The sequence below is a fragment of the Ferrimonas sediminum genome (assembly GCF_900100175.1).
Taxonomy (GTDB): Bacteria; Pseudomonadota; Gammaproteobacteria; order Enterobacterales; family Shewanellaceae; genus Ferrimonas; species Ferrimonas sediminum.
In genome coordinates this window covers 47,504-69,629 of the sequence record NZ_FNEM01000015.1, presented here as the reverse complement: position 1 = coordinate 69,629, position 22,126 = coordinate 47,504, and the positions used below count along the sequence as shown (strand labels likewise).

Sequence of the window (22,126 nt, the reverse complement as noted above, 5' to 3'; positions counted from 1 at the left end):
CCTCCTGGACTCGCTCCTCGCCACACCGTCGACGCGTCAACACCGTTTATCTTATGCAGTTAAAATTCAAGGTGTTTTTAAAATAACCACCGCCAAAGACGGCGAGCACCACAGGTGCCGGATTTTTCCGCCAGGACAAAAAAACAGCGTTACCTCCCTGTGTTAGCAATGGCGACAACACAAACCACCATTCGGATCGGATTCCGCTTCATTTGATCGCAACCACTCCCCCTGAAACAGCGCAATTTACACACCCCAAATGCACCAAATGGCAATTTAACACTATGCTTTGGCTACACAATCGACAATTTCCTGCTATTTTCGGGGGGACAGGGCGTTGATCCACCAAGTCCAATGCCCCCGGCAGGATGCCGGCTTTCACAACCGAACCGATACTGACACTGGCAGCATCAGGGCGATCAATATCTGCATCCGCTCCTGGTGCCATCAAAAAACTACAACCAGACGGATCGTTGACACGATATCACCTAGGGAGAGTGAGATGACACAGGCGTTCAAAACCCCCGTAGAGATGCTGGATCAATGGGCCCGGGTTCAGGGCGATAAAATCTACCTGCGCCAACCCAAGCAACGCAGACTGCATGACATCAGCTGGTGTCAGGTGCACCAGATGGCTCACCGCCTGGCCGGCGCCCTGTATAAGCTGGGGTTTGAAAAAGGTGACAAGATTGCCATCCTGTCGAAAAACTGTTCTGAATGGTTCATCATCGACTACGCCTTGATGGTCGGCGGCTTCATCAGTGTTCCCATCTACCCTACCGCCAATGCAGACACCATTCGCTACGTGCTGCAACACTCCGAATCCAAGGCGGTGTTTGTCGGTAAACTGGATGACGGCCCCAGCCAGGAACCGGGAATCGGCGGCGAAACCCTGCGCCTGGGCATGGGCTACGACGGCATCAAGACCCAATACCATTGGCAACAACTGCTGGAGCTGGCAGAACCGATTCAAACTCAGTACCCCGATGCCGACGACGTGATGACCATCATCTACACCTCCGGCTCCACCGGCAATCCCAAAGGCGCCGTAATGACCTTTGGCGCTTTCAGCTGGGCTGCCTTCCGCATCAACGAACACCTGGGCGGCACCCCCAAAGATCGGGTCATCTCCTACCTGCCGCTGGCCCACATCACCGAACGAGCCTACATTTTCGGCAGCTCTATCTTTGGCGGCGGCACGGTGTATTTCGTGGAAAGTCTGGACACCTTCGTCGAAGATGTGCAGGTGGCCAACCCGAACTTTTTCCTGTCGGTGCCCCGACTGTGGACCCTGTTCCAGAAAAACATCATTGCCAAGGTGGGCGAAAACAAACTCAATACCCTGCTTAGCATTCCCATCATCGGCGCCTTTGTGGCCAGAAAAATTCGCAAACAGCTGGGCCTGAACAATGCCCGCATCCTTGGCTGCGGCTCTGCACCGGTCTCTCCGGCCCTGCTGCACTGGTACGGCCGCATCGGCATGAACATCACCGAAGCCTGGGGCATGACCGAAAACGCCGCCTACGCCACCCTCAACTTCCCGTTCAGAAAGGATAAGATCGGTACCGTCGGCACCGCCGGTATGGATGTGGAGCTAAAGATTGGCGATAACCATGAGCTGCTGTTTAAGAGCCCGGGGCTGTTCCGTGAATACTACAAGCAACCGGAAGCCACCGCCGAATCGATGACCGAAGACGGTTTCTTCCGCACCGGCGACCAGGCGGAGATCGACGACGACGGCTACGTCAGCATCATTGGCCGGGTCAAAGACAACTTCAAAACCGCCAAAGGCAAATTCGTGGCACCGGTACCCATTGAGCGCAAGCTGGCCCAGGACACCAACATCGAGCTGCTGTGCGTCATCGGCTCCGGCCAGCCCTATCCTGTCGCTTTGGTGCAGTTAGCCGAGTCCGCCTACGGGCTGCCGCGGGAGCAGGTGCAGGCCTCCCTGCAGGCCGCCTCCCGGGCGGTCAGTGCCACTATGGAGAGCCACGCTACCCTAGGCGGAGTGCTGGTGGTCCAGGAACCCTGGACGGTGGAGAACGACGTGCTTACTCCGACCCTGAAAATCAAACGGCACGTATTGGAGAAACGCTTTAATTCCCTGATCGGCAACATCCGCAACGACACCGTGGTGTGGGAAGATCAGCTCAGCGACAAGGCCAAAGCCAGCTAACTGCCGCAGTCAGCCCCACTAAGGGGCTGATTCCTCAGCTAAGGGCTGCTATTATCTGATCATATTTACAGTAGTTTTGGATAACGGTGTGACGGATCTAGCGGCCCTGCCGGTGACCTCGCTAAAGGGCGTCGGCAGCAAAGTAGCAGAAAAACTCGCCAAAATCGGCGTCGACTCGGTGCAGGATCTGCTGTTCCACCTGCCCCTGCGCTACGAAGACCGCACCCGAATCTGGACCATCGCCAGCCTGATGCCCGGCATCCACGGTACCGTGGAGGGGGAGATTCTGTCCGCCAACGTCACCTACGGTCGCAAGCGGATGATGACCGTGAAGATCCTCGACGCCAGCGGCAGCCTGACCCTGCGCTTCTTTAACTTTGCCATGGCTCAGAAAAACAGCCTGCAGCCGGGCAAGCGACTGCGCGCCTTTGGCGAAGCCCGGCGCGGCCTGCATGGGCTGGAGATCATCCATCCGGAATACAGCCTGATGGACGACGACAGTGCGCCAATGCTGGAAGAGAGCCTGACCCCCATCTACCCGACGACCGAAGGGCTGAAACAGCTCAGCCTGCGCAAGTTGTGCGAACAGGCGGTGGACCATCTGCGCCGGCATCAGGTGCCCGAATTGCTACCGGAAGGACTGTACGACGAGCAGATGAGCATGGCCCAGGCCCTGCACTACGTCCATCGTCCCCCCGCAGACGCCAATGTCGACCTGCTCACCGAGGGCCAGCACCCGGCTCAGCAGCGACTGGCCATGGAGGAGTTGCTGGCACAGAACCTGTCGATGCTGCAGCTGCGCCAGAGTGCCGATCAGCATACGGCGCTGCCGCAGCAGGTGGATACCGCCGTCGAGCGGGACTTTCTCAGCCAGTTGCCCTTTACCCCCACCGGCGCCCAGCAACGGGTCGTGGGCGAGATTCGCACCGACCTGGCACAGACCCAGCCAATGATGCGGCTGGTTCAGGGCGATGTCGGCTCGGGCAAGACGCTGGTAGCCGCGCTGGCAGCCCTGACCGTGCTGAGTCAGGGACAGCAAGTGGCACTGATGGCCCCCACCGAACTGCTGGCGGAACAACACGCCCTGGCGTTTGCCGCCTGGCTGGAACCCCTGGGCTTTCCGGTCGCCTGGCTGGCGGGAAAACTGAAGGGCAAAGCCAGGGAGCAGACCCTGGCCCGGGTCGCCGATGGCAGCGCCAGGATGATCGTTGGGACCCATGCCATCTTTCAGGATCAGGTGCACTTCGATCACCTGTCGCTGATCATCATCGATGAACAGCACCGATTTGGGGTACACCAACGGCTGGAGTTGAGGGAGAAGGGGTTCAAGGACGGCAACTACCCGCATCAGCTGATCATGACCGCCACGCCGATCCCCCGAACCCTGGCCATGACCGCCTACGCCGATCTGGATACCTCGGTAATCGACGAACTGCCCCCGGGCCGCACGCCGGTCACCACGGTGGCCGTGGGCGACAGCCGACGCCCGGAAGTGGTCGAGCGGGTGCGCCGGGCCTGCAAGGAGCAGGGGCGCCAGGCCTATTGGGTCTGCACCCTGATCGACGAATCCGAAGTGTTGCAGTGTCAGGCCGCCGAAGACACCGCCCAGGAACTTGGGGAACAACTGCCGGATTTGCGGGTCGGATTGGTACATGGACGGATGAAATCAACCGAAAAACAACAGGTCATGGATCAGTTTAAAACCGGTGCACTGGATCTGTTGGTGGCCACCACGGTGATCGAAGTCGGAGTGGACGTTCCCAACGCCAGCCTGATGATCATCGAAAACCCGGAACGACTCGGCCTGGCGCAGTTGCACCAGCTTCGGGGCCGGGTCGGCCGTGGCAGCACCGCCAGCCACTGTGTGCTGCTGTATCATCCGCCATTGTCAAAAACCGCCCAGGCCCGCATCGGCGTGCTCAGAGAGAGCAACGATGGCTTCATCATTGCCCAGCGGGATCTGGAGATTCGCGGCCCGGGGGAGGTGTTGGGCACCAAACAAACCGGGTTGGCAGATCTGAAGATCGCCGATCTGATTCGGGACGGGGCGCTGATCCCCCAGGTGAAACGGCTGGCCCAGCACCTGATGCGGAATCACCCCCAAAATGTGCAGCCACTTATAGATAGGTGGTTAAAAGGGCGAGAGATTTACAGTCAAGCCTAGACAGGCAGGGCTAATTTTGCACAATGGAGTGTAGGTCGGCACAGGAGCAAAGAGACCACCATGAATTCAAATGAACGCGACACCAACAGTTCCAATTCCAGCACCATTGCCATGGTGATGGTGGTACTGGTTATCCTTCTGAGTATCGGCGCCTGGTTTTACTTCGCCGGCGACAAGGAGGCTCCGGTGGCGACCGTCGACCCCATCGAGCCGGTGATCGAACCCATCGTTGAAGTGCCTGCCGAGCCCCTGCCGACCGAGCCGGTGATCGAGCCCGAACCTCAGCCAGAGCCCCAACCCGCGCCCGAAGTGGTCGAACCCGAGCCAGAACCAGAAGCACCGAAGATTGAGCTGCCGCCCCTGGCCCAATCCGATGAGTTTGCCAAAGCCCAACTCAACGGCCTGTCCGATGGCATGCAACTGGGTCAGTTCCTGGTGCCTGACAGCCTGGTTCGCCGCTTTGTAGGCCTGGTGGACAACCTGGCGCAGGGTAACCTCCTGCGTGAGCAGGGACCGTTTAAACGCCTGAGCGAAGAGTTTAAAGCGGTAGACGTGAATGGTCAGCTGTACCTGGATCCCGATGGCTACCACCGTTACGACGCCTACACCAGCTTCCTGTACCGCCTCGATGAGCAGGCCCTGCGTGACAGCTTCCTGCTGATGGAGCCTCTGTTCGAACAGGCCTACGCAGAACTGGGGTATGAAGACAGCTTCCGCGACCGACTGGACGACGCCATCGACCTGCTGTTATCGGCGCCGGAGATGGACACCGCCATCCCGCTGGAAAGCCACAGCGTCAACTACGAGTTTAAAGACGCCGACCTGGAGTCTCTGACTGACGTCGAGAAGCTGATGCTGCGCATGGGACCGGACAACGCCCGTAAACTGAAGTCGACGCTGCGCCGCTTCCGCGCCGCCATGAACGACTGAGCCATCGGTGCCACCTGAAACAGGCTCCCGAGGGAGCCTGTTTCATTCCCCTCAGTGTCGCTCTGCCAGCACCGCAAACAGCGCCTGTAACCTCAGACCATCCGCCAGAGCCACGGTCAGAGGCACCTTGGCGTTGCGACCACTGAGCAGGGGCGCCAGATTCAGCGCTTCGCTCTCCACCTCGGCCATCGGGGTCTCAGTCACCGGTTTGCTGTAGCTGACTTCAGCCCGAGCCAGCACGATATCGCCCTCCATTCCGAGCAGCTGCAGTTCCAGCCATACCCGTCCCCAGCCGGTTAGGACCGCCTGGCTGTAGCCGGCCCCGGCAAACAGGGTGCCGTGCAGGTTACGGCCGCTGTCGAAGCTGGCCCGGGTACAGAAACGACGCCCATCGAACGTCAGCCCTTCGACCTTCATAAAGTCAGCCATGGGAATGGTCTGGTGCCACACCTCATTCAGGCGGGCAATGCCGCTGTCCAGCACCTTGGCCATACGCCGGTGCGACACCGTGCCAAACAGGGTGTGGCCGACACCGATGTCCCGGTAGCCCTGCGCCAGATAGAACCCCAGCTGAGCTTCTCTGGCCTGCAACTCCACCACTTCCAGGCCGGCCTGTTGCGCCGCCTGTTCCAGCGCCGCCAGCAACCGGGCACCCAGCCCCTGCCCCTGGCGCTCCGGGGCCACCGCCATATAGCGAATCTGACCCCGGCTGGGCGACAGCGGATGCACCCGGCCGGTCGCCACGACCGTACCGGCGTCATCGACGCCGACCCGATGCAGTCCCTGAGCCTCCAGATCATCTTGCTCACTGCCCCGGGGCTGCTGCCAGGGTTGACGCAGTACCCGAAATCGAAGATCAAATCCCGCGGCCAATTGTATTGGGTCAGGCTTTACAAATATCATGGTCACCTGCGTAATCGGTTGTAGCGCAAATATGCGCCGAGAATAACACAGATTAGGTGGACAGCCTGGCCTTACCAAGGCAAGGTAAACCCAGGCTGGCGGCCACGATTTAATCACCGCTAACCTGCCGTCGCTATCACTATTACAACCGCAATCACCTTTGGTATTTGGGATGTCACAAGAAAATAATCGTCAAGAGTTTCTGGTCTTTACCCTGGGGCCTCGTCGGGCTTTCGCCATCACCACGCTGAAAGTGCGGGAGATCGTGACAACCCGCCAGTTCAACCAGATTCCCGGCAGCCACCCGTCTGTGGTGGGTACCATGCCGCTGCGGGGCCACACTCTGACGGTCATCGATCTGGCCAACGCCATCGGCATGGCATCCGATGAGTGCAAACAGGTAGTGGTGTGCGAGGTGCAGGAGCGCCTGTACGGCCTGTTGGTCACGGGCATCGATACCATCCATTACTGCAACAGCGATGACGTCGCCTCCATGCCGTCGAGGTTGGGCGATACCAGCTACAGTTCCGGTGTCATTCGTCGCGACAACGATCTGGTCCAGGTGTTGGATCTGGAGCGGATCCTCAACGAAACTGTCGGCCTCAATGCCCGTCAGGACAACGACAATTTTGTCCTCGACGACACCACTCTGGCGGAGATTCGTGGCCAACGAATTTTGATCTGCGACGATTCCCGCTTTGCCCGGCGACAACTGGCCAATGTGCTGGAGCAACACGGCATCGATTACCACAGCGCCCCTAACGGTCGGGCTGCTCTGGAGCGACTGCAGGAGCAGGCTGCCGCCGGCGAGCCGATTCAGATTCTGGTCTCCGACATCGAGATGCCGGAGCTGGACGGCTATCAGCTGGCCACCACGGTTCGCAGCGAAGCCTGCCTCAAAGAGACCTACATCATTCTGCACACCTCGCTCAACAGCGACGTGTGCCGCCGCTACACCCACAACAGCGGTGCCGATGAAGGCCTGTGCAAGTTCGACCCCGAAGCTCTGTTGGCGGCCATCGCTCGCGGCTCACACCACTGAGCCACCGCAGAACAAGGCGCCTCAACGGCGCCTTTTTCATGACGCAGGTCCCAGCTGAGCCCCAGTTTGGTATACTGTGGCGCGCCAAAACCCGGCCACCAGTTGGATACCACAGTGACTACCGAAAAACGTCTGAATAAATTCATCAGCGAATCGGGCTTCTGCTCTCGCCGCGAAGCCGACAAGCTCATCGAGCAGAACCGCGTCACCATCAATGGCCGCACTCCGGAGCTCGGCACCAAGGTGCTGCCAGGCGATCAGGTCGCCGTGGACGGCAAACCCATCAAGGCCAGCGCCAGCAACAAGTCCGATCGCATCTACATCGCCTACAACAAGCCCATCGGCATCACCTGCACCACCGAGCGTGACGTGCATGGCAACATCGTCGATGCCATCGGCCATAAGCGACGAATCTTTCCCATCGGCCGTTTGGACAAGCCTTCCGAAGGCCTGATTTTCCTCACCAGTGACGGTGACATCGTCAACAAGATTCTGCGGGCTGAAAACGCTCACGACAAAGAGTACGTGGTGACCGTCGATCAGCCGGTCAGCGAGCGGTTTATCGAACGGATGTCCAAGGGCGTGCCGATTCTCGATACCGTCACCAAGCCCTGTCAGGTCACCATGGTCAGCCGCTATGTCTTTAAAATCGTCCTGACCCAGGGGCTGAACCGACAGATTCGGCGCATGTGTGAGTACCTGGGTTACAAGGTCACCAAACTCAAGCGTACCCGGATCATGAACGTCACCCTGTCGGGGCTGCGCCCCGGCCAGTGGCGGGATCTGAGTGCCGACGAGATGGCAGCCATCAACCAGGCCGTGGCCGGCTCCAGCAAAACCGCGGTGAACACCACCCCGCCCAAAGACAGCCGCAACGACGACTTCAGGCCTGCCAGGCCAATCAAACCCCGCTCCGGTGCCCCGCGGCGCCCCAGTGGTCAGGGGGAGGGACGAGGCGCCCTGGATAAGCCCAGTGGTAGCGGCCGCAAGATCTTTGTCGATAACCCCAACAAGCCCAAGGTCGACAAACCCAAGGCGTGCAAGCCCGGTGATCGCACCCTGAGCCTGAAACGCAAAGCCCCCAAATAGCCACTAAAAAGCCGCTCAGTTGAGCGGCTTTTTTATTCCCTGACGGCGGTTACACCTGAAGGTGGAAAGTCACCGGACCGTCGTTGGTCAATGACACCTGCATGTCGGCGGCAAACTCACCGGTCTCCACACCCATGCCCGAATTGCGACAATAGGTCACAAACTCCCGATACTGCGCCTCGGCCTGATCCGGTTTACCGGCCCCTGAAAAGCTGGGGCGCAGACCTCGACCGGTGTCGGCGGCCAGAGTAAACTGGCTGACCACCAGCAACTTACCACCGGCCTGACGAACGTTCAGGTTCATCTTGCCCTCTCCATCGGCAAAGATTCGGTACTTCATCACCTTATCTGCCAGCTTGCGCAACTTCTCGGTGTCATCGCCTTGCTCGACGCCTAACAACACCAACAGACCTCGGTCAATTTCGCCGGTGATTCGGCCTGCCACTTCCACTTTTGCGGTCGAAACCCGCTGCACCAGTGCGATCATCTTGTCCCCTCAATCAAAGTCGCTCCAGTTTGACCTCGACACCATGACAACTCAAGAGGGGAACTATCCCTTTGCGACGTCGCTCAGAGGCTATTGAGCCGGACCTCTTTTGCCATCGGCTGCGCCTGGGGGAACTGCTGCCTTAACAGCGCCAGGCCCTGATTGGTCCAGTCCATAAAACGGGTCAGTTCCAGCACACTGATTCGATCGACGAAGGTGGCCGCACCGCGAACTTCGATGGCCTTGCCCTCATCTCGCACCACAAACTTGGCAAAATCCAGTTGCTGATTCAGCTTGCCGATGATCAGCAGCAGCTCCGGCGTTTGGGCCAGATCCGGGTGAAGGGCGTAGTATTTAGTGATCACCACCCGGTCCAGGCCGTTGGGCATCAACTTGGGCTGCAGCAAAAAATGGCTGCCGTCGTAGTCCACCAGGACACGGTCGGCACTGGCCCGCTTCACCTGATAGGACTCGGATTTCAGGGCCTCGATCAGCTGCTCCGTGGCCTGCTCGTTAGTCATGCCACTCATATCGACGGTCACCGGATCCTTTCCGGTACTGGCACAGCCGGTCAACACAACCAGCACGGCGGCGATCATCCAATGTTTCATCATGTCAATTCCTTATGTTTTTCAGTTACGGCAAAGAACTCCGGCAAAGACGCAGTCACTTCCGCCCCCACCAGAAGGATCATCCAGGACAGGTACACCCAGACAAAGAGTATCGGAATCACCGCCAGAGCCCCATAAATCGCTTCGTACGACGGAAAGGTGGTGATGTACCAGGCAAAGCCCCGTTTGCCCGCTTCAAACAGCAGTGCCGCCACCACCGCCCCGGTGAGGGCGTGGTGAAACCGGACCTGGGTGTTGGGCACCAGTGCATACATCATCACAAACGCCAGCACCGACAATAAAAACGGCAACTTAGCCACAAAGAACGGCACCACACCGGACAAGCCGACGTCAGAAAACAGCTTCAGCGACACCAGATACGAAGTCATGACAATGCTGGCGCCTATCAGAATAGGACCCAGGGTCAGAATCATCCAGTACATGGAAAAGGAATATACCCAGCGCCGTCGCTGCTGAATCCGCCATATCTGATTCAGCGCCTTGTCGATGGCCGAGATCAGTGCCAGGGCGACCACCGCCAGGAACACCACCCCTACGGCCGTCATCCGCGACGCATTGTCGACAAACTCCGCCAGGTACTGCTGCACTACGCCACCGGCGGTGGGCACAAAATTGCTGTACACAAACTGCTCCACCTGCTGTTTTACCCCCTTGAAGGCGGGAAAGGCAGAGAAGATCGACAGCACCACCGCCATCAGCGGCACCAGCGACAGCAAGGTCATGTAGGCCAGGTACCCCGAGGTCACCTGCAGCCGGTTATCGACACTGCGACGAAGTAAAAATCGAAAATAAGCGGGAATGCGACGCCAGGGAAACCGTTGCCACTGCAGTCGAGCCCGAGTCATGATGTTCATAGTAAACCTGTGCAACCTTACGTCACCCTGATGATAACATGGCATACAAAAGAACAATTTACCCTATTTGATTCCTCCACAACCGGGAATACCGTTGCCCCACCCTTGACTCACTGCCGGCTCGGCCGCCACTATGGCGATCATCGCTAGCCTGCCCCCGAGTTCCGACGCTGCCATGCCGACCCGCTCCACCCCCACCCTTAGCCTCTACTACGCCCTATTATCGGCCCTGGGGTTTGCCCTGATGACCGCCTGCGTCAAGCTGACCAGCGCCCAAGGCATTCCTGTGCTGGAGATCGTGGCCGCCCGGGCGCTGGTGTCCTTGATCCTCAGCTACCTGGATATTCGCAGCAAGGGGCTGTCGGTCCTGGGGCAGCATCGGGGACTGCTTCTGGCCCGGGGTCTGGTCGGCACCCTGGCGCTGATGTGCGTCTATTACGCCGTTACCACCCTGCCTCTGGCAGAAGCCACCCTGCTGCAGTACCTGCACCCGGTGTTTACCGCGGCCCTGGCTTGGTATTTTCTGGGGGAGCGGGTACACCGGTTCACGTTGATCTGCATCCTGTTATCCCTATGCGGGCTGGGTGCCATGCTGGTTCCCGGCCTGGCGTCTGCGGACCAGGCCCTACCCTGGTTCAGTGTGGCTATTGCCCTGCTCGGTGCCTGCGGCAGCGCCGTGGCCTACATCCTGGTAAAAACCCTCAGCGGCAAGGAGGACAGTTCGGTGATCATCCTCTACTTCCCCCTGGTCGCCCTGCCGGTGTCCCTGCTGCTACTGGGAGACCAGTTGGTGATGCCGGATCCTGCCACTCTGGGGCTACTGCTGTTGGTGGGAGTCTTCACTCAGATGGGTCAGGTGGGTCTGACCAAGGCGCTGCAGGGGGAGGTCGCCAATAAGGTGGTGGCCTACTCGTACGTGCAGATTCTGTTTTCCATCCTGCTTGGCTGGCTGGTGTTTGCCGAGATTCCGGCACTGTGGACCCTGGTCGGTGGCGGGTTGATCCTGGCAGGCGCCCTGTTCAACCTGATGAGCCGACGCCAAGGCTAAGCCGGACATCGCCCGTCATGGTATTGCCGAACCTCGGGTCGGTGTTAACATAACTGTCTCAACTTCCGGGCAAACTTGGTCCCGGAGCTCAATGAATGCAGGGTAACCAAGGAGGTTCGCATGTCCGGACAGGGGTCCGCCGGTAACGTCATCGCCGCCATTTGCAGCTGTTTTATTCCCGGACTGGGACAGTTGGTTCAGGGGCGAATACTCGCCGCACTGCTGTTCTTTGTGTTTGTCAGTTCAGGGTACTTTCTCTATTTCCTGATCGTGCCGGCCATCCTCGGCGCCATTCTCCACCTATGGTGCATCATCGATGCCGCCAAATACCGTTAAAGGACTGCTATGAAGTATTGGATTTTGATTGCCACCCTGATGCTTGGAGGCTGCCAGTCTGCGTACTACGCCGCCGCCGAACAGGTCGGCTACCATAAACGGGAGATCCTCACCGATCGGGTAGAGTCAGCCCAAGAGAGTCAACAAGAGGCACAAGAGCAGTTCACCTCGGCGCTGGAACAACTGCAGACTCTGGTGGATTTTGACGGCGGCGATCTCGAAGACGTCTATGACACCGTCCGCGACGAATACCTGGCCTCGGAAAAGGCCGCCAACGACGTCCGCGATCGCATCGACAGCATTGATGATGTCGCCGAGGCGATGTTTGATGAGTGGCAACAGGAGCTGGAGCTGTATCAGTCTGCCAAGCTGCGTCGCGACAGTGAGAAGCGCCTGTCGGCCACCAAACGGCAATACGCCAACATGCTTAAGAGCATGCGCCGCGCCGAAAAGAAGATGGATCCGGTACTGGCCCGCCTCAAAGACAATGAGCTGTACCTGAAGCACAACCTCAATGCCAATGCGGTCAATGCCATCGGTAATGAATTTGGTGATCTCAAGGGTGAGGTGCAGGCTCTTATAACCGAGATGAATAAAGCTATTGCCGAATCCGATCAATTTATTAAGACCCTCGGGCAATAAAGATTTGGTTTCTAATCCAAATTGTTAAGTGTGTCTAAAAACCACAACGCTGGCACTGCTAAGGGGAGCGTAGGCTGAGATACTGATGACCATCTGAAACTGTTTGGCTGGTCCATGTCCATCTTCGAATCCTTAATCTTGCTCACCGGCTTCACCGTCGCGCTGGGCATTGTCGTCTCCCTGAGCCGTAGTCTCGGGGTGATAAGCGCTGCGGTCACCGCAGGGCTGGGATTGCTGATGGCCCACGATATCCTGCTGGTGCTGGCCTCGTTCTGTTTCCTGCTGACCGTCACCGCCGGCCGCTGGCTGCTGCCCAGTCGGTTGCCGTCGCGCACCATGGACCGCTTCGACCAACTGCGGCAGCTAACCCAAAACGGCTTTGCCATCGCCATGGTGATTGTGGCGGTGCAATACGCCCTGTACGCCATGCAGATGAACGCCGGCAGCCTGTGGATGACCCGCCCCAGCGTGGTCGATGTCTACCTGCCCATTACCGCCGGGGTCTCCCTGCGCGCCTGGATAGAACAGGGCATCATCGACCATCAGCACCCGGCCGCACTGGTGCTGTTTCTGTCGCTGCTGGGATCCGCCCTGATCACCAAGCGGGCGTTTTGCAGCTGGGTTTGCTCGATGGGGTTCTTTTCCGAAGTGCTGTATGAGCGCCTGAACCCCTACTGGAAGCGGGATCACCAGGTGCCCGCCTGGCTCGACAGCGGCCTTAAGATGACCAAATATGGCCTGCTGATCTGGCTGTTGTGCCTGGTGATGGAGCTCCCCTCCTCAGGATTGGGTGACTACCTCAACAGCGAACGTCACCTGATGGCGGATCTGTCGATGTGGCAGCGGTTCACCAACCCCTCTCTGATCGGGTTGCTGTTGCTGGCAGCGGTATTGACGCTGTCGACCATTAAGCGCAATGCCTTCTGCCGCTACTTCTGTCCCTACGGCGCCCTGATGGGGCTGCTGTCGATGCTGAGCCCGTTCAAGATTCGCCGCAACCCGGCCCTGTGCCTGCGAGAATGCAACGACAAGGATTGCCGCAAGTGCCAGCAAGCCTGTCCGTCCAACATTCCGGTGCACCAGTTGGAAACCGTCACCATCGATGATTGTCACGCCTGCCATCGCTGCGCTCAGGCCTGCCCGAAGAAAGGCGCCCTGACTCTGTCGCTGCCGGGGCACCGCTGGCCGCTGAAACCGTCGATGATCCTGCTGATCCTGCTGTTTTTCATCACCGTGATCCCGCTGTTCAGTTACCTGGGCGGCTATTGGCAAAGCGAATCCTCAGAGCAGCTTCGGCAGGCGATTCTGCCGAAACTGGATCAACTGTCGGTACTGCCGGTCGCCGAGTAACCCATTGCCGGACGGCGGCGTTCTTGCCAGCTCCGCCAACCTCTCCTGAACTCAGTCCGAGACTCAAACTGCCGCTTGCGACGATGCAAACAGCCCCCCCTCCACACCGATGGCCGCCGTTTTAGCCGCAGCCACAAGACAAAAAAAAAGAGCCGCAGAGCGGCTCTTTTTCAGTTCGGCAAAAACCGACTTATTTTTTGGCTTCGCGGGACGCGCGCTTACGATCGGACTCGCTCAGCAGCTTCTTACGAATGCGGATGCTCTCAGGAGTCACTTCCACCAGCTCATCGTTGTCGATGAACTCCAGCGCCTGCTCCAGGGTCATCACGATTGGCGGAGTCAGCACCTGAGCGTCGTCGGTACCGGAGGCACGAACGTTGGTCAGCTGCTTGCCTTTCAGCGCGTTTACGGTCAGGTCATTGTCACGGCTGTGAATACCGATGATCATGCCTTCGTACACTTCCACACCGTGTCCAATCATCAGACGGCCACGCTCCTGCAGGTTAAACAGGGCGTTGGTCAGGGCTTTACCGGTGGCGTTGGCGATCAGAACACCGTTGTTACGCTGGCCGATTTCGCCGCCCTTGTGAGGACCGTACTTGAAGAAGGTGTGGTAGATCAGACCGGTACCCGAGGTCAGGGTCATGAACTCGGTCTGGAAACCGATCAGGCCACGGGAGGGCATGATGAAGTCCATGCGGATGCGGCCTTTGCCGTCCGGTGCCATGTCGGTCAGCTCGGCTTTACGTACGCCCAGCTTCTCCATCACACCACCCTGGTGTTCCTCTTCCACGTCAACGGTGACGGTTTCATAGGGTTCTTCCAGAACACCGTCCACGGTACGCAGAATCACTTCCGGACGCGACACGGCCATCTCATAGCCTTCGCGACGCATGTTCTCAATCAGAACACCCAGGTGCAGTTCACCACGGCCAGATACGCGGAACTTGTCCGGATCATCGGTCGGCTCAACACGCAGGGCCACGTTGTGAACCAGTTCCTGCTCCAGACGCTCAAGGATGTTCCGTGAGGTCACGTATTTGCCTTCCTGGCCACAGAATGGCGAGGTGTTCACCTGGAAGGTCATGGTAACGGTTGGCTCATCGACAGACAGCGCCGGCAGGCCTTCCACTTCGTTCGGGCAGCAGATGGTGTCGGAGATCTTCAGCTCACCCAGACCGGATACGGCGATGATGTCGCCGGCTTGCGCCTCTTCCACGTCGTGACGCTCCAGACCCAGGTAACCCAGTACCTGGCCCACTTTTCCATTACGGACATTGCCGTTGGCACACTGAATGGTGACCTGCTGGTTCAACTTCACCCTACCGCGGCTGACGCGGCCAACGCCGATCACACCAACGTAGGAGTTGTAATCCAGCTGAGAGATCTGCATCTGGAAAGGACCATCCGGGTCGCCGGCAGGGGCCGCCACCTGATCGACAATGGTCTCAAAGATGGCGGTCATGTCTTCGCCCTGGGTCTCGGCATCGTGAGAGGCCCAGCCATTCAGTGCGGAGGCATACACCACCTGGAAGTCCAGTTGCTCGTCGGTCGCGCCCAGGTTGTCGAACAGGTCAAATACCTGATCCATTACCCAGTCAGGACGAGCACCCGGCTTGTCAATTTTGTTAATCACAACAATCGGCTTCAAACCCTGAGCAAAGGCTTTCTGGGTTACGAAGCGGGTCTGTGGCATCGGACCCTCTTGGGCGTCCACCAACAGCAGTACGCTGTCGACCATAGACATTACACGCTCCACTTCACCACCGAAATCGGCGTGTCCTGGGGTGTCCACAATGTTGATGCGGTAATCGTTCCATTTGATGGCAGTGTTCTTAGCCAGAATGGTAATACCGCGCTCTTTCTCCAGGTCGTTGGAGTCCATCACGCGTTCGTCGAAATCAGTACGGGTCTCTAAGGTTCCGGACTGCTGCAGCAGTTTGTCCACCAAGGTGGTCTTGCCGTGGTCAACGTGCGCGATAATCGCAATATTTCTTAGTTTGTCCAGCACGATTCTGCCTGGCTCCATGGTTGCATCAAAAGGGCGGCTATTCTACTCTTTCGGACAGCAACAGGATAGTGCTTTTTTTCACCAACGAGCAGAAGCCATGGAAGTCGCTGCGTTACTCTCGGTGCAATGCACCAAAATTAAGCAAACCATGCACCATTATGGTGCAATTTGGCATCCTGCTCGCTACACTCCCCCACCAAAAGCCCTACACATCAATGACTTAATACTTTGGCACAGCTTTAGCATAGGCTGTGACATAGCATTTCGGGCCGTACACGCCATTTGGAGGTAAACAGGATGTCTGTCGAACACGTATTAGAACTAATTAAAGAAAACGATGTGAAGTTTGTCGACCTGCGCTTCACCGATACCAAAGGTAAAGAGCAACACGTCTCCCTGCCCAGCCACCAGATTGACGGTGACTTCTTTGAAGAGGGCAAGATGTTCGACGGCTCCTCCATTGCCGGCTGGAAAGGCATCAACGAGTCCGATATGGTGCTGATGCCGGATGCGGCTACCGCGGTACTGGATCCGTTTACCGAAGAGTCCACCCTGAACCTGCGTTGCGACATCATCGAGCCAACCACCATGCAGGGCTACGACCGTGACCCTCGCTCCATCGCCAAACGCGCCGAAGGCTACATGCGCAGCGCCGGGTTTGCCGACGAAGTGTTCTTTGGTCCAGAGCCGGAGTTCTTCCTGTTTGACGACGTTAAGTTCAAGACCGACATGGCCGGCTCCATGTACCAAATCGACGCTGAGGAAGCCAGCTGGAACTCCGACAAGCACTTCGAAGGCGGTAACATGGGTCACCGTCCCGGCGTGAAGGGCGGCTACTTCCCGGTTGCCCCGGTCGACTCCTCTCAGGATCTGCGTTCCGCCATGTGTCTGGTGATGGAAGAGATGGGCCTGACCGTCGAAGCGCACCACCACGAAGTGGCCACCGCCGGTCAGAACGAAATCGCCACCCTGTTCAACAGCATCGTTGAAAAAGCGGATGAGATTCAGATCTACAAGTACGTGGTGCACAACGTGGCCCACGCCTACGGCAAGACCGCAACCTTCATGCCTAAGCCGGTTGTCGGCGACAACGGTTCCGGCATGCACTGCCACCAGTCTCTGATGAAGAACGGCGAAAACCTGTTTGCCGGCGACAAGTACGGCGGCCTGTCTGAAACCGCCCTGTACTACATTGGCGGCATCATCAAGCACGCCCGCGCCATCAACGCCTTTGCCAACGCCTCCACCAACTCTTACAAGCGACTGGTTCCCGGTTTCGAAGCCCCGGTAATGCTGGCGTACTCCGCCCGTAACCGCTCGGCCTCCATCCGGATTCCAGTAGTACCCAGCCCGAAAGCGCGCCGCATCGAAGTGCGCTTCCCGGATCCAACCGCCAACCCGTACCTGGCCTTTGCCAGCATGCTGATGGCCGGTCTGGACGGAATTAAAAATAAGATCCATCCTGGCGAAGCGATGGACAAAGACCTGTACGACCTGCCAGCCGAGGAAGCCGCAGAGATCCCAACTGTTGCCGCCTCCTTTGAACAAGCCCTGGATTGCCTGGATGCGGATCGTGAGTTCCTCACCGCCGGTGGCGTGTTCTCTGACGACTACATCGATTCCTACATCGAGCTGAAGCGTGCTGAGGTTGAACGCCTGAACATGACCACTCACCCTGTTGAGTTCGACATGTACTACAGCTGCTAAAAACAAAAATAAACCAGCACTTTAAGCCCACCGTCATGGTGGGCTTTTTTATGGCTGCTACACTGTGGATACCAATACCATCGGGAGCCCAGGGATGCGGACTCTGTTACTGTTGCTGCTGATCAGCAACCTGGCCCACGGCACCGTCTACCGCTGGGTAGACGCCAACGGCGTGGTGCATTACAGCGACACCGCCCCCGCCCATGCCCGTGCCGACCGCCTGACGCCTTCCCCCGGCAGTCAAATCACCATCCGCTCCATGACCCTAGCCCCCGCTTCGAATACACAAACCGATGACGCAGCCCCCCAGTATCAGCTGACCCTGCTGGCTCCGGCGGCCGATGCCACCTTGCGAGATAACCATGGCCGCATCACCGTTAAGGCAGCCATCGCACCGGTTCTGGCTAAGGATCACCAGCTGGTGCTGCTGATCGACGGCCAGGCACAGCCGATGGCTGGCAAGACCCTGACCCTGGACAACGTCGATCGTGGCAGCCATCAACTGCAGCTTCAAATCATCGACGGCCAGGGACAGCTGCTGGGCAGCAGCGACGCCATCACCGTACACCTGCACCGCCAGTCGGCACTGTTTACTCCCAAAGGCTCCTGATTCACCGCATTGTGGCAAACAACTTGCAGTGTTTCTCTATCGGGCAGTGATTCGACCAGATCTGCCCACTTTTATGGCGCATCACCAATAGGGTGCACGACACCACACCGATGTTGCACCAAATTGGTGCAGTGGTATCTTAGGGATAGCCGTCACCACAGGAGTACCCGCCCCAATGGCACCGATCGAGGAAACCCGCTTGTTAAATCACCTGACTGCCGCGGTCATGGTGGTGGACAGCCAACTGATGGTGCAGTTTGCCAATCAGGCCTGCGAGCAGCTGTTTGGCCTCAGCCACCGGCGTCTGACCGAGATCCGCCTGACCGATTGCGTCTCGCGCATTGGCCTGGAGCCGGCTCAGTTGCAACAGAGCCTCGCCAGTCATCAGGGATCCGCCTTCTACGCCATGAGCCTGGTTTCCCTCGACGGTCAGCACCACACAGTGGATCTGTTCCTGACGCCGCTGCAGGATGGCCAGGGGTTGCTGGAGCTCAGGGTCATCGATCAACAACAGCGAATCAGTCAGGAGTTGCACCAGTACGCCCAACACCACGCGGCCCAGTTGCTGGTGCGAGGGCTGGCCCATGAGATCAAAAACCCCCTCGGCGGCCTGCGGGGCGCGGCTCAGCTGCTGGAGCGACAACTAACCGAGCCGGACCAGAAGGAGTTTACCGGCATCATCATCGAACAGGCGGATCGATTGCGAATACTGGTAGACCGGTTGCTGGGACCACAAAAGCCTGGCCCCAGGGTGGTCGCCAACATCCACCGGGTTCTCGAACAGGTCAGCCAGTTGTGTGCCCTGGAGTTTGCAGACACGCTGGTGTTTATCCGCGATTACGACCCGTCGATTCCCGATTTTGAAATGGAACGGGATCTGCTGCAGCAAGCGGTACTGAACATCGTCCGCAATGCTGCCCAGGCCATGGAGGGACGCGGTACCATTACCCTCAAGACGCGAACCTGCAGCCAGGTAACCATTGCCGGCAAGCGCCACCGCATGGCGGCGATGGTCAGCATCATCGACAACGGTCCGGGAATCGACGACAAGCTCAAAGACACCCTGTTCTACCCGATGGTAACCGGCAAAGCCGATGGCTCAGGGCTAGGCCTGTCCATCGCCCAGAATGCCGTGGCCCAGCATCAGGGCCGTATCGATGTCGACAGCTGGCCCGGCCATACCGCCTTTACCCTGATGCTGCCACTGATAACCACTAAGGAGAGCCAATGAACGAGCGAGTATGGATACTGGACGACGACAGCTCCATTCGGTGGGTTCTGGAGCGGGCCATGCAGGCCGAAGGCATCAGCAGTGCCAGTTTTGCCAGCGCCGAGTCGCTGTGGCAGGCGCTGGCGGACCAGCAGCCGGACGCCATCATCAGCGACATCCGCATGCCGGGCACCGACGGCCTGACCCTGCTGGAGCGGGTACAGCAACACTACCCGCATCTGCCGGTAATCATCATGACCGCCCACTCGGATCTGGACAGCGCCGTCGGCGCTTATCAGGCCGGTGCCTTTGAATACCTGCCGAAACCGTTCGACATCGACGAGGCCGTCGCGCTGGTTCAGCGGGCGCTGGAACAATCCGCCACCCAGACAAAACCTCGTCGCGAAACCGCCATTCCGGTGCCGGAGATCATCGGTGAGGCGCCCGCCATGCAGGAGGTGTTCCGTGCCATCGGCCGCTTATCCCGTTCGACCATCAGCGTCCTGATCAACGGCCAATCCGGTACCGGTAAAGAGCTGGTGGCGCACGCCCTGCACAAGCACAGTCCCCGGGCCAGCGAGACCTTTATTGCCCTGAACATGGCCGCCATCCCCAAAGACCTGATTGAGTCCGAGCTGTTTGGCCATGAGAAAGGCGCCTTCACCGGCGCCTCCGGTGTGCGCCAGGGACGCTTCGAGCAAGCGGATGGCGGCACGCTGTTTCTGGATGAGATCGGCGACATGCCGCTGGATGTACAAACCCGGCTGCTGCGGGTGCTGGCGGACGGCCAGTTCTATCGGGTCGGCGGCCATCAGCCGGTCAAGGTGGACGTGCGCATCATTGCCGCCACCCACCAGAATCTGGAGAGCCGCGTCGCCGATGGCGAATTTCGAGAAGATCTGTTCCACCGCCTCAATGTCATCCGCGTGCATCTGCCGGCCCTCAAGGACCGCAGCGAAGACATTCCGGCTCTGACTCGCCACTTCCTCAATCGCGCCGCCAAGGAACTGGGAGTGGACGCCAAGCGACTGCATCCCGATACGGTGAAAAAGCTGGTGACTCTGGAATGGCCGGGCAATGTGCGGCAGTTGGAAAATTGCTGCCGCTGGATGACGGTCATGGCCTCAGGCCAGGAGATTCTGCCGGCGGATCTGCCGCCGGAGTTGCAGCCGGGCAGCGGTCAAGAAAACCCCCGCCAGCCGGGAGACTGGCAGTCGGGCCTGGCCAGCTGGGCCCAGGATGCCCTCAAGCGGGGCCAGCAGGAACTGCTGGCAACGGCGCTGCCTCAATTTGAGAAGATCATGCTGGAAACCGCCCTGCACCACAGTCGCGGCCACAAGCAGGAAGCCGCCAAGCTGCTGGGCTGGGGTCGCAACACCCTGACCCGCAAGATCAAAGAGCTGGGCCTCTAGCCCGGTGCGGTAGCCACCACGCTCTGCGGATCCTGGTGCACGATGACGTCGCTGTCCGGCAGGGCAGCGCGAATGCGCTGCTCCACCGCATCGGCAATGTCATGGGCGTCCCGCAGCGAGATATCACTCTCCAGCTCGATGTGCAGCTGCACAAACAGCACGTGGCCGGAACGGCGGGTGCGCAGATCGTGCAGCCCCAATACCCGGCGGTCCTCCAGAGTCAGCTGCTCCACCTGCTGACGCACCTCAGGCTCGGCTTCCCGATCCAGCAACAGCTGCACCGCTTCGTACCCCAGGGTGACGGCCCCATAACCGATGTAGAGAGCGATCAACACCGAGAACACGCCGTCGGCCCACCAGAACCCCTTGGACGCCAGCACCAGGGCAATCAATACCGCCAGGTTCAGCAACAGGTCAGAGCGGTAGTGCAAGGCATCGGCGGCAATTGCGGTAGAGCCGGTGACCTTGACCGCATGCCGCTGAACATACAACAGCCCCAGGGTCAGGACGATGGCAAACACCGACACCCAGATACCGATGCCGGAGTGGGACAAGGCAGCCGGCTTAAGAATGCGGTCGACACCATGAAACACCAACAGAAAGCTGGATCCGAGGATAAAGCCGGCCTGGGCCAGCGTTGCCAGCGGCTCGGCCTTACCATGACCAAAGCGGTGGTTGTCGTCCGCCGGTTGAATCGCCAACCTCAGCGCCATCAAGTTGATCAGTGACGCCGCCGCATCCATCAGGGAATCGGTCAGCGAGGCCAGCATGCTGGCGGAGCCGGAATAGAACCAGGCCACCAACTTGGCGACGATCAGAACGCTGGCGGTGGCCACCGACGCACGACTGGCCCAGGTCACCCAGAACTGATACTCGGAACGAACAGGAGTTGGCATTGCTTTGCCCTTGCTGAATTCAAAACTGCCGCAATTGTATCAGCATCCCGCCCCATTGGCGGATCAAAAAACGGGGCCAAAGGCCCCGCCACTCTGTGATGGTGTAAAAATCAGAACTTATCCATCATCCGGCCCATCTTCTGCGCCTGGCGCTCCGCCAGTTGCTGTTTCTGCTCGGTCGTCAAAACCTGGTAGATCTTGTGGTGGGTCTGCATCTGTTGCAACTGACGCTCGGCCAGGCGGGCCTGACGATACTGAATCAGCTCATTAGCCAGGTCGGCATTGAATTCCGGGTTGTCCATCAACTGCTGCCGCTTCTCTTTGTGCAGTTTCACCGCTTCGATGTCCGGCTTAACCCGATGGTCACGGGCCTGAGTCATGATGTCGCGCACCTGCTGTTTTTGCTCATCGCTGAGGTCCAGGGAGCGCAGCATCTTGCGAATGTCGTGGCCGCGGCCACCCCGATCGTGCTTACCTTGGTTATGGTGGCCGTCGTGGAAACCCCCACCGTGATTTTTATCCTGGGCGGCGACACCCGCCACTGCGGTAGCAGCCAGAGCCACGGCGGCAACGGAGGCCAGGACAACGCGTTTTGCAGTTTTCATAATCGGTTCCTTTCTGGACTGA

20 protein-coding genes are annotated in these 22,126 nt (G+C 58.9%); 13 read left to right on the top strand and 7 right to left on the bottom strand.

The window, feature by feature from the left end; genetic code table 11:
* Positions 1-502 precede the first annotated feature (502 nt).
* From BLT77_RS15320 to BLT77_RS15310, 3 genes are all read left to right on the top strand, one after another.
* Positions 503-2,176, top strand: a complete 1,674-nt coding sequence (locus BLT77_RS15320; protein WP_090367008.1) for an AMP-binding protein — start codon at positions 503-505, stop codon at positions 2,174-2,176.
* An 88-nt stretch (positions 2,177-2,264) separates the two neighbouring features.
* Complete coding sequence (gene recG, locus BLT77_RS15315; RefSeq protein ID WP_090367006.1) at positions 2,265-4,340, top strand: ATP-dependent DNA helicase RecG; 2,076 nt, start codon at positions 2,265-2,267, stop codon at positions 4,338-4,340.
* Between the two features lie 60 nt (positions 4,341-4,400).
* Entirely contained in the window at positions 4,401-5,270 is an 870-nt protein-coding gene (locus BLT77_RS15310; protein WP_090367005.1) for a DUF3014 domain-containing protein, read from the top strand.
* Between the two features lie 51 nt (positions 5,271-5,321).
* Here the strand turns inward: BLT77_RS15310 and BLT77_RS15305 are convergent, their stop codons facing one another.
* Positions 5,322-6,173 (bottom strand): bifunctional GNAT family N-acetyltransferase/hotdog fold thioesterase, encoded by an 852-nt coding sequence (locus BLT77_RS15305; protein ID WP_090367003.1) that lies wholly within the window; start codon positions 6,171-6,173, stop codon positions 5,322-5,324.
* Positions 6,174-6,345: 172 nt separating this feature from the next.
* Here BLT77_RS15305 and BLT77_RS15300 point away from each other — a divergent pair, with 172 nt between their 5' ends.
* Both BLT77_RS15300 and rluF read left to right on the top strand, forming a co-directional pair.
* Positions 6,346-7,215, top strand: coding sequence for a chemotaxis protein (locus BLT77_RS15300; protein ID WP_090367001.1), 870 nt, complete (start codon positions 6,346-6,348; stop codon positions 7,213-7,215).
* Positions 7,216-7,329: 114 nt separating this feature from the next.
* Positions 7,330-8,304, top strand: coding sequence for a 23S rRNA pseudouridine(2604) synthase RluF (gene rluF / locus BLT77_RS15295; RefSeq protein ID WP_176819335.1), 975 nt, complete (start codon positions 7,330-7,332; stop codon positions 8,302-8,304).
* A 49-nt stretch (positions 8,305-8,353) separates the two neighbouring features.
* Here rluF and dtd read toward each other — a convergent pair whose 3' ends face one another.
* From dtd to BLT77_RS15280, 3 genes are all read right to left on the bottom strand, one after another.
* Positions 8,354-8,791 carry a D-aminoacyl-tRNA deacylase gene (gene dtd / locus BLT77_RS15290; RefSeq protein ID WP_090366999.1) on the bottom strand — a complete coding sequence of 146 codons (438 nt, stop codon included), beginning with the start codon at positions 8,789-8,791 and terminating at the stop codon, positions 8,354-8,356.
* A gap of 83 nt (positions 8,792-8,874) precedes the next feature.
* On the bottom strand, positions 8,875-9,405 hold the full coding sequence (locus BLT77_RS15285; RefSeq protein WP_090366997.1) for an outer membrane protein assembly factor BamD: 531 nt from the start codon (positions 9,403-9,405) through the stop codon (positions 8,875-8,877).
* Positions 9,402-10,322: a virulence factor BrkB family protein gene (locus tag BLT77_RS15280; RefSeq protein ID WP_425431739.1), complete on the bottom strand. Its 921-nt coding sequence runs from the start codon at positions 10,320-10,322 to the stop codon at positions 9,402-9,404. The genes BLT77_RS15285 and BLT77_RS15280 overlap by 4 nt, the downstream gene beginning before the upstream one ends.
* A gap of 130 nt (positions 10,323-10,452) precedes the next feature.
* Here BLT77_RS15280 and BLT77_RS15275 point away from each other — a divergent pair, with 130 nt between their 5' ends.
* The 4 genes from BLT77_RS15275 to BLT77_RS15260 all read left to right on the top strand — a co-directional run bounded on the left by BLT77_RS15275 (position 10,453) and on the right by BLT77_RS15260 (position 13,653).
* Positions 10,453-11,325 (top strand): DMT family transporter, encoded by an 873-nt coding sequence (locus tag BLT77_RS15275; RefSeq protein WP_090367087.1) that lies wholly within the window; start codon positions 10,453-10,455, stop codon positions 11,323-11,325.
* Between the two features lie 120 nt (positions 11,326-11,445).
* A complete protein-coding gene (locus tag BLT77_RS15270; RefSeq protein WP_090366995.1) occupies positions 11,446-11,661 on the top strand; it encodes a hypothetical protein in 216 nt (71 codons plus the stop codon).
* A 9-nt stretch (positions 11,662-11,670) separates the two neighbouring features.
* Entirely contained in the window at positions 11,671-12,303 is a 633-nt protein-coding gene (locus tag BLT77_RS15265) for a DUF2959 domain-containing protein (protein WP_090366993.1), read from the top strand.
* 114 nt (positions 12,304-12,417) lie between these two features.
* Complete coding sequence (locus tag BLT77_RS15260; RefSeq protein WP_090366991.1) at positions 12,418-13,653, top strand: 4Fe-4S binding protein; 1,236 nt, start codon at positions 12,418-12,420, stop codon at positions 13,651-13,653.
* A 190-nt stretch (positions 13,654-13,843) separates the two neighbouring features.
* Here the strand turns inward: BLT77_RS15260 and typA are convergent, their stop codons facing one another.
* Entirely contained in the window at positions 13,844-15,682 is a 1,839-nt protein-coding gene (typA, locus tag BLT77_RS15255; RefSeq protein WP_090366989.1) for a translational GTPase TypA, read from the bottom strand.
* A gap of 279 nt (positions 15,683-15,961) precedes the next feature.
* Between typA and glnA the strand changes: the two genes are divergently transcribed.
* The 4 genes from glnA (at position 15,962) to glnG (ending at position 20,603) form a co-directional block, all read left to right on the top strand.
* Positions 15,962-17,371 (top strand): glutamate--ammonia ligase, encoded by a 1,410-nt coding sequence (glnA, locus tag BLT77_RS15250; RefSeq protein ID WP_028112570.1) that lies wholly within the window; start codon positions 15,962-15,964, stop codon positions 17,369-17,371.
* Positions 17,372-17,465: 94 nt separating this feature from the next.
* On the top strand, positions 17,466-17,981 hold the full coding sequence (locus BLT77_RS15245) for a DUF4124 domain-containing protein (protein WP_090366987.1): 516 nt from the start codon (positions 17,466-17,468) through the stop codon (positions 17,979-17,981).
* Between the two features lie 184 nt (positions 17,982-18,165).
* Positions 18,166-19,212: a nitrogen regulation protein NR(II) gene (gene glnL, locus BLT77_RS15240; RefSeq protein WP_218126940.1), complete on the top strand. Its 1,047-nt coding sequence runs from the start codon at positions 18,166-18,168 to the stop codon at positions 19,210-19,212.
* A complete protein-coding gene (glnG, locus tag BLT77_RS15235) occupies positions 19,209-20,603 on the top strand; it encodes a nitrogen regulation protein NR(I) (protein ID WP_090366983.1) in 1,395 nt (464 codons plus the stop codon). Before glnL ends, glnG begins: the two co-directional genes overlap by 4 nt.
* Here glnG and fieF read toward each other — a convergent pair.
* Together fieF and BLT77_RS15225 are read right to left on the bottom strand one after the other, a co-directional pair.
* A complete protein-coding gene (gene fieF / locus BLT77_RS15230; protein WP_090366981.1) occupies positions 20,600-21,499 on the bottom strand; it encodes a cation efflux pump FieF in 900 nt (299 codons plus the stop codon). The genes glnG and fieF overlap by 4 nt on opposite strands.
* Positions 21,500-21,609: 110 nt before the next feature.
* Positions 21,610-22,104, bottom strand: a complete 495-nt coding sequence (locus BLT77_RS15225; protein ID WP_090366979.1) for a Spy/CpxP family protein refolding chaperone — start codon at positions 22,102-22,104, stop codon at positions 21,610-21,612.
* Positions 22,105-22,126 lie beyond the last annotated feature (22 nt).

Bases quoted from the DNA above. Each gene is read 5' to 3' on its own strand.
- BLT77_RS15320 (WP_090367008.1), top strand. From the start codon at position 503: ATGACACAGGCGTTCAAAACCCCCGTAGAGATGCTGGATCAATGGGCC.
- BLT77_RS15310 (WP_090367005.1), top strand. From the start codon at position 4,401: ATGAATTCAAATGAACGCGACACCAACAGTTCCAATTCCAGCACCATT.
- BLT77_RS15305 (WP_090367003.1), bottom strand. From the start codon at position 6,173: ATGATATTTGTAAAGCCTGACCCAATACAATTGGCCGCGGGATTTGAT.
- BLT77_RS15300 (WP_090367001.1), top strand. From the start codon at position 6,346: ATGTCACAAGAAAATAATCGTCAAGAGTTTCTGGTCTTTACCCTGGGG.
- dtd (WP_090366999.1), bottom strand. From the start codon at position 8,791: ATGATCGCACTGGTGCAGCGGGTTTCGACCGCAAAAGTGGAAGTGGCA.
- BLT77_RS15285 (WP_090366997.1), bottom strand. From the start codon at position 9,405: ATGATGAAACATTGGATGATCGCCGCCGTGCTGGTTGTGTTGACCGGC.
- BLT77_RS15280 (WP_425431739.1), bottom strand. From the start codon at position 10,322: ATGCCATGTTATCATCAGGGTGACGTAAGGTTGCACAGGTTTACTATG.
- BLT77_RS15275 (WP_090367087.1), top strand. From the start codon at position 10,453: ATGCCGACCCGCTCCACCCCCACCCTTAGCCTCTACTACGCCCTATTA.
- BLT77_RS15270 (WP_090366995.1), top strand. From the start codon at position 11,446: ATGTCCGGACAGGGGTCCGCCGGTAACGTCATCGCCGCCATTTGCAGC.
- BLT77_RS15265 (WP_090366993.1), top strand. From the start codon at position 11,671: ATGAAGTATTGGATTTTGATTGCCACCCTGATGCTTGGAGGCTGCCAG.
- BLT77_RS15260 (WP_090366991.1), top strand. From the start codon at position 12,418: ATGTCCATCTTCGAATCCTTAATCTTGCTCACCGGCTTCACCGTCGCG.
- typA (WP_090366989.1), bottom strand. From the start codon at position 15,682: ATGGAGCCAGGCAGAATCGTGCTGGACAAACTAAGAAATATTGCGATT.
- glnA (WP_028112570.1), top strand. From the start codon at position 15,962: ATGTCTGTCGAACACGTATTAGAACTAATTAAAGAAAACGATGTGAAG.
- BLT77_RS15245 (WP_090366987.1), top strand. From the start codon at position 17,466: ATGCGGACTCTGTTACTGTTGCTGCTGATCAGCAACCTGGCCCACGGC.
- glnG (WP_090366983.1), top strand. From the start codon at position 19,209: ATGAACGAGCGAGTATGGATACTGGACGACGACAGCTCCATTCGGTGG.
- fieF (WP_090366981.1), bottom strand. From the start codon at position 21,499: ATGCCAACTCCTGTTCGTTCCGAGTATCAGTTCTGGGTGACCTGGGCC.
- BLT77_RS15225 (WP_090366979.1), bottom strand. From the start codon at position 22,104: ATGAAAACTGCAAAACGCGTTGTCCTGGCCTCCGTTGCCGCCGTGGCT.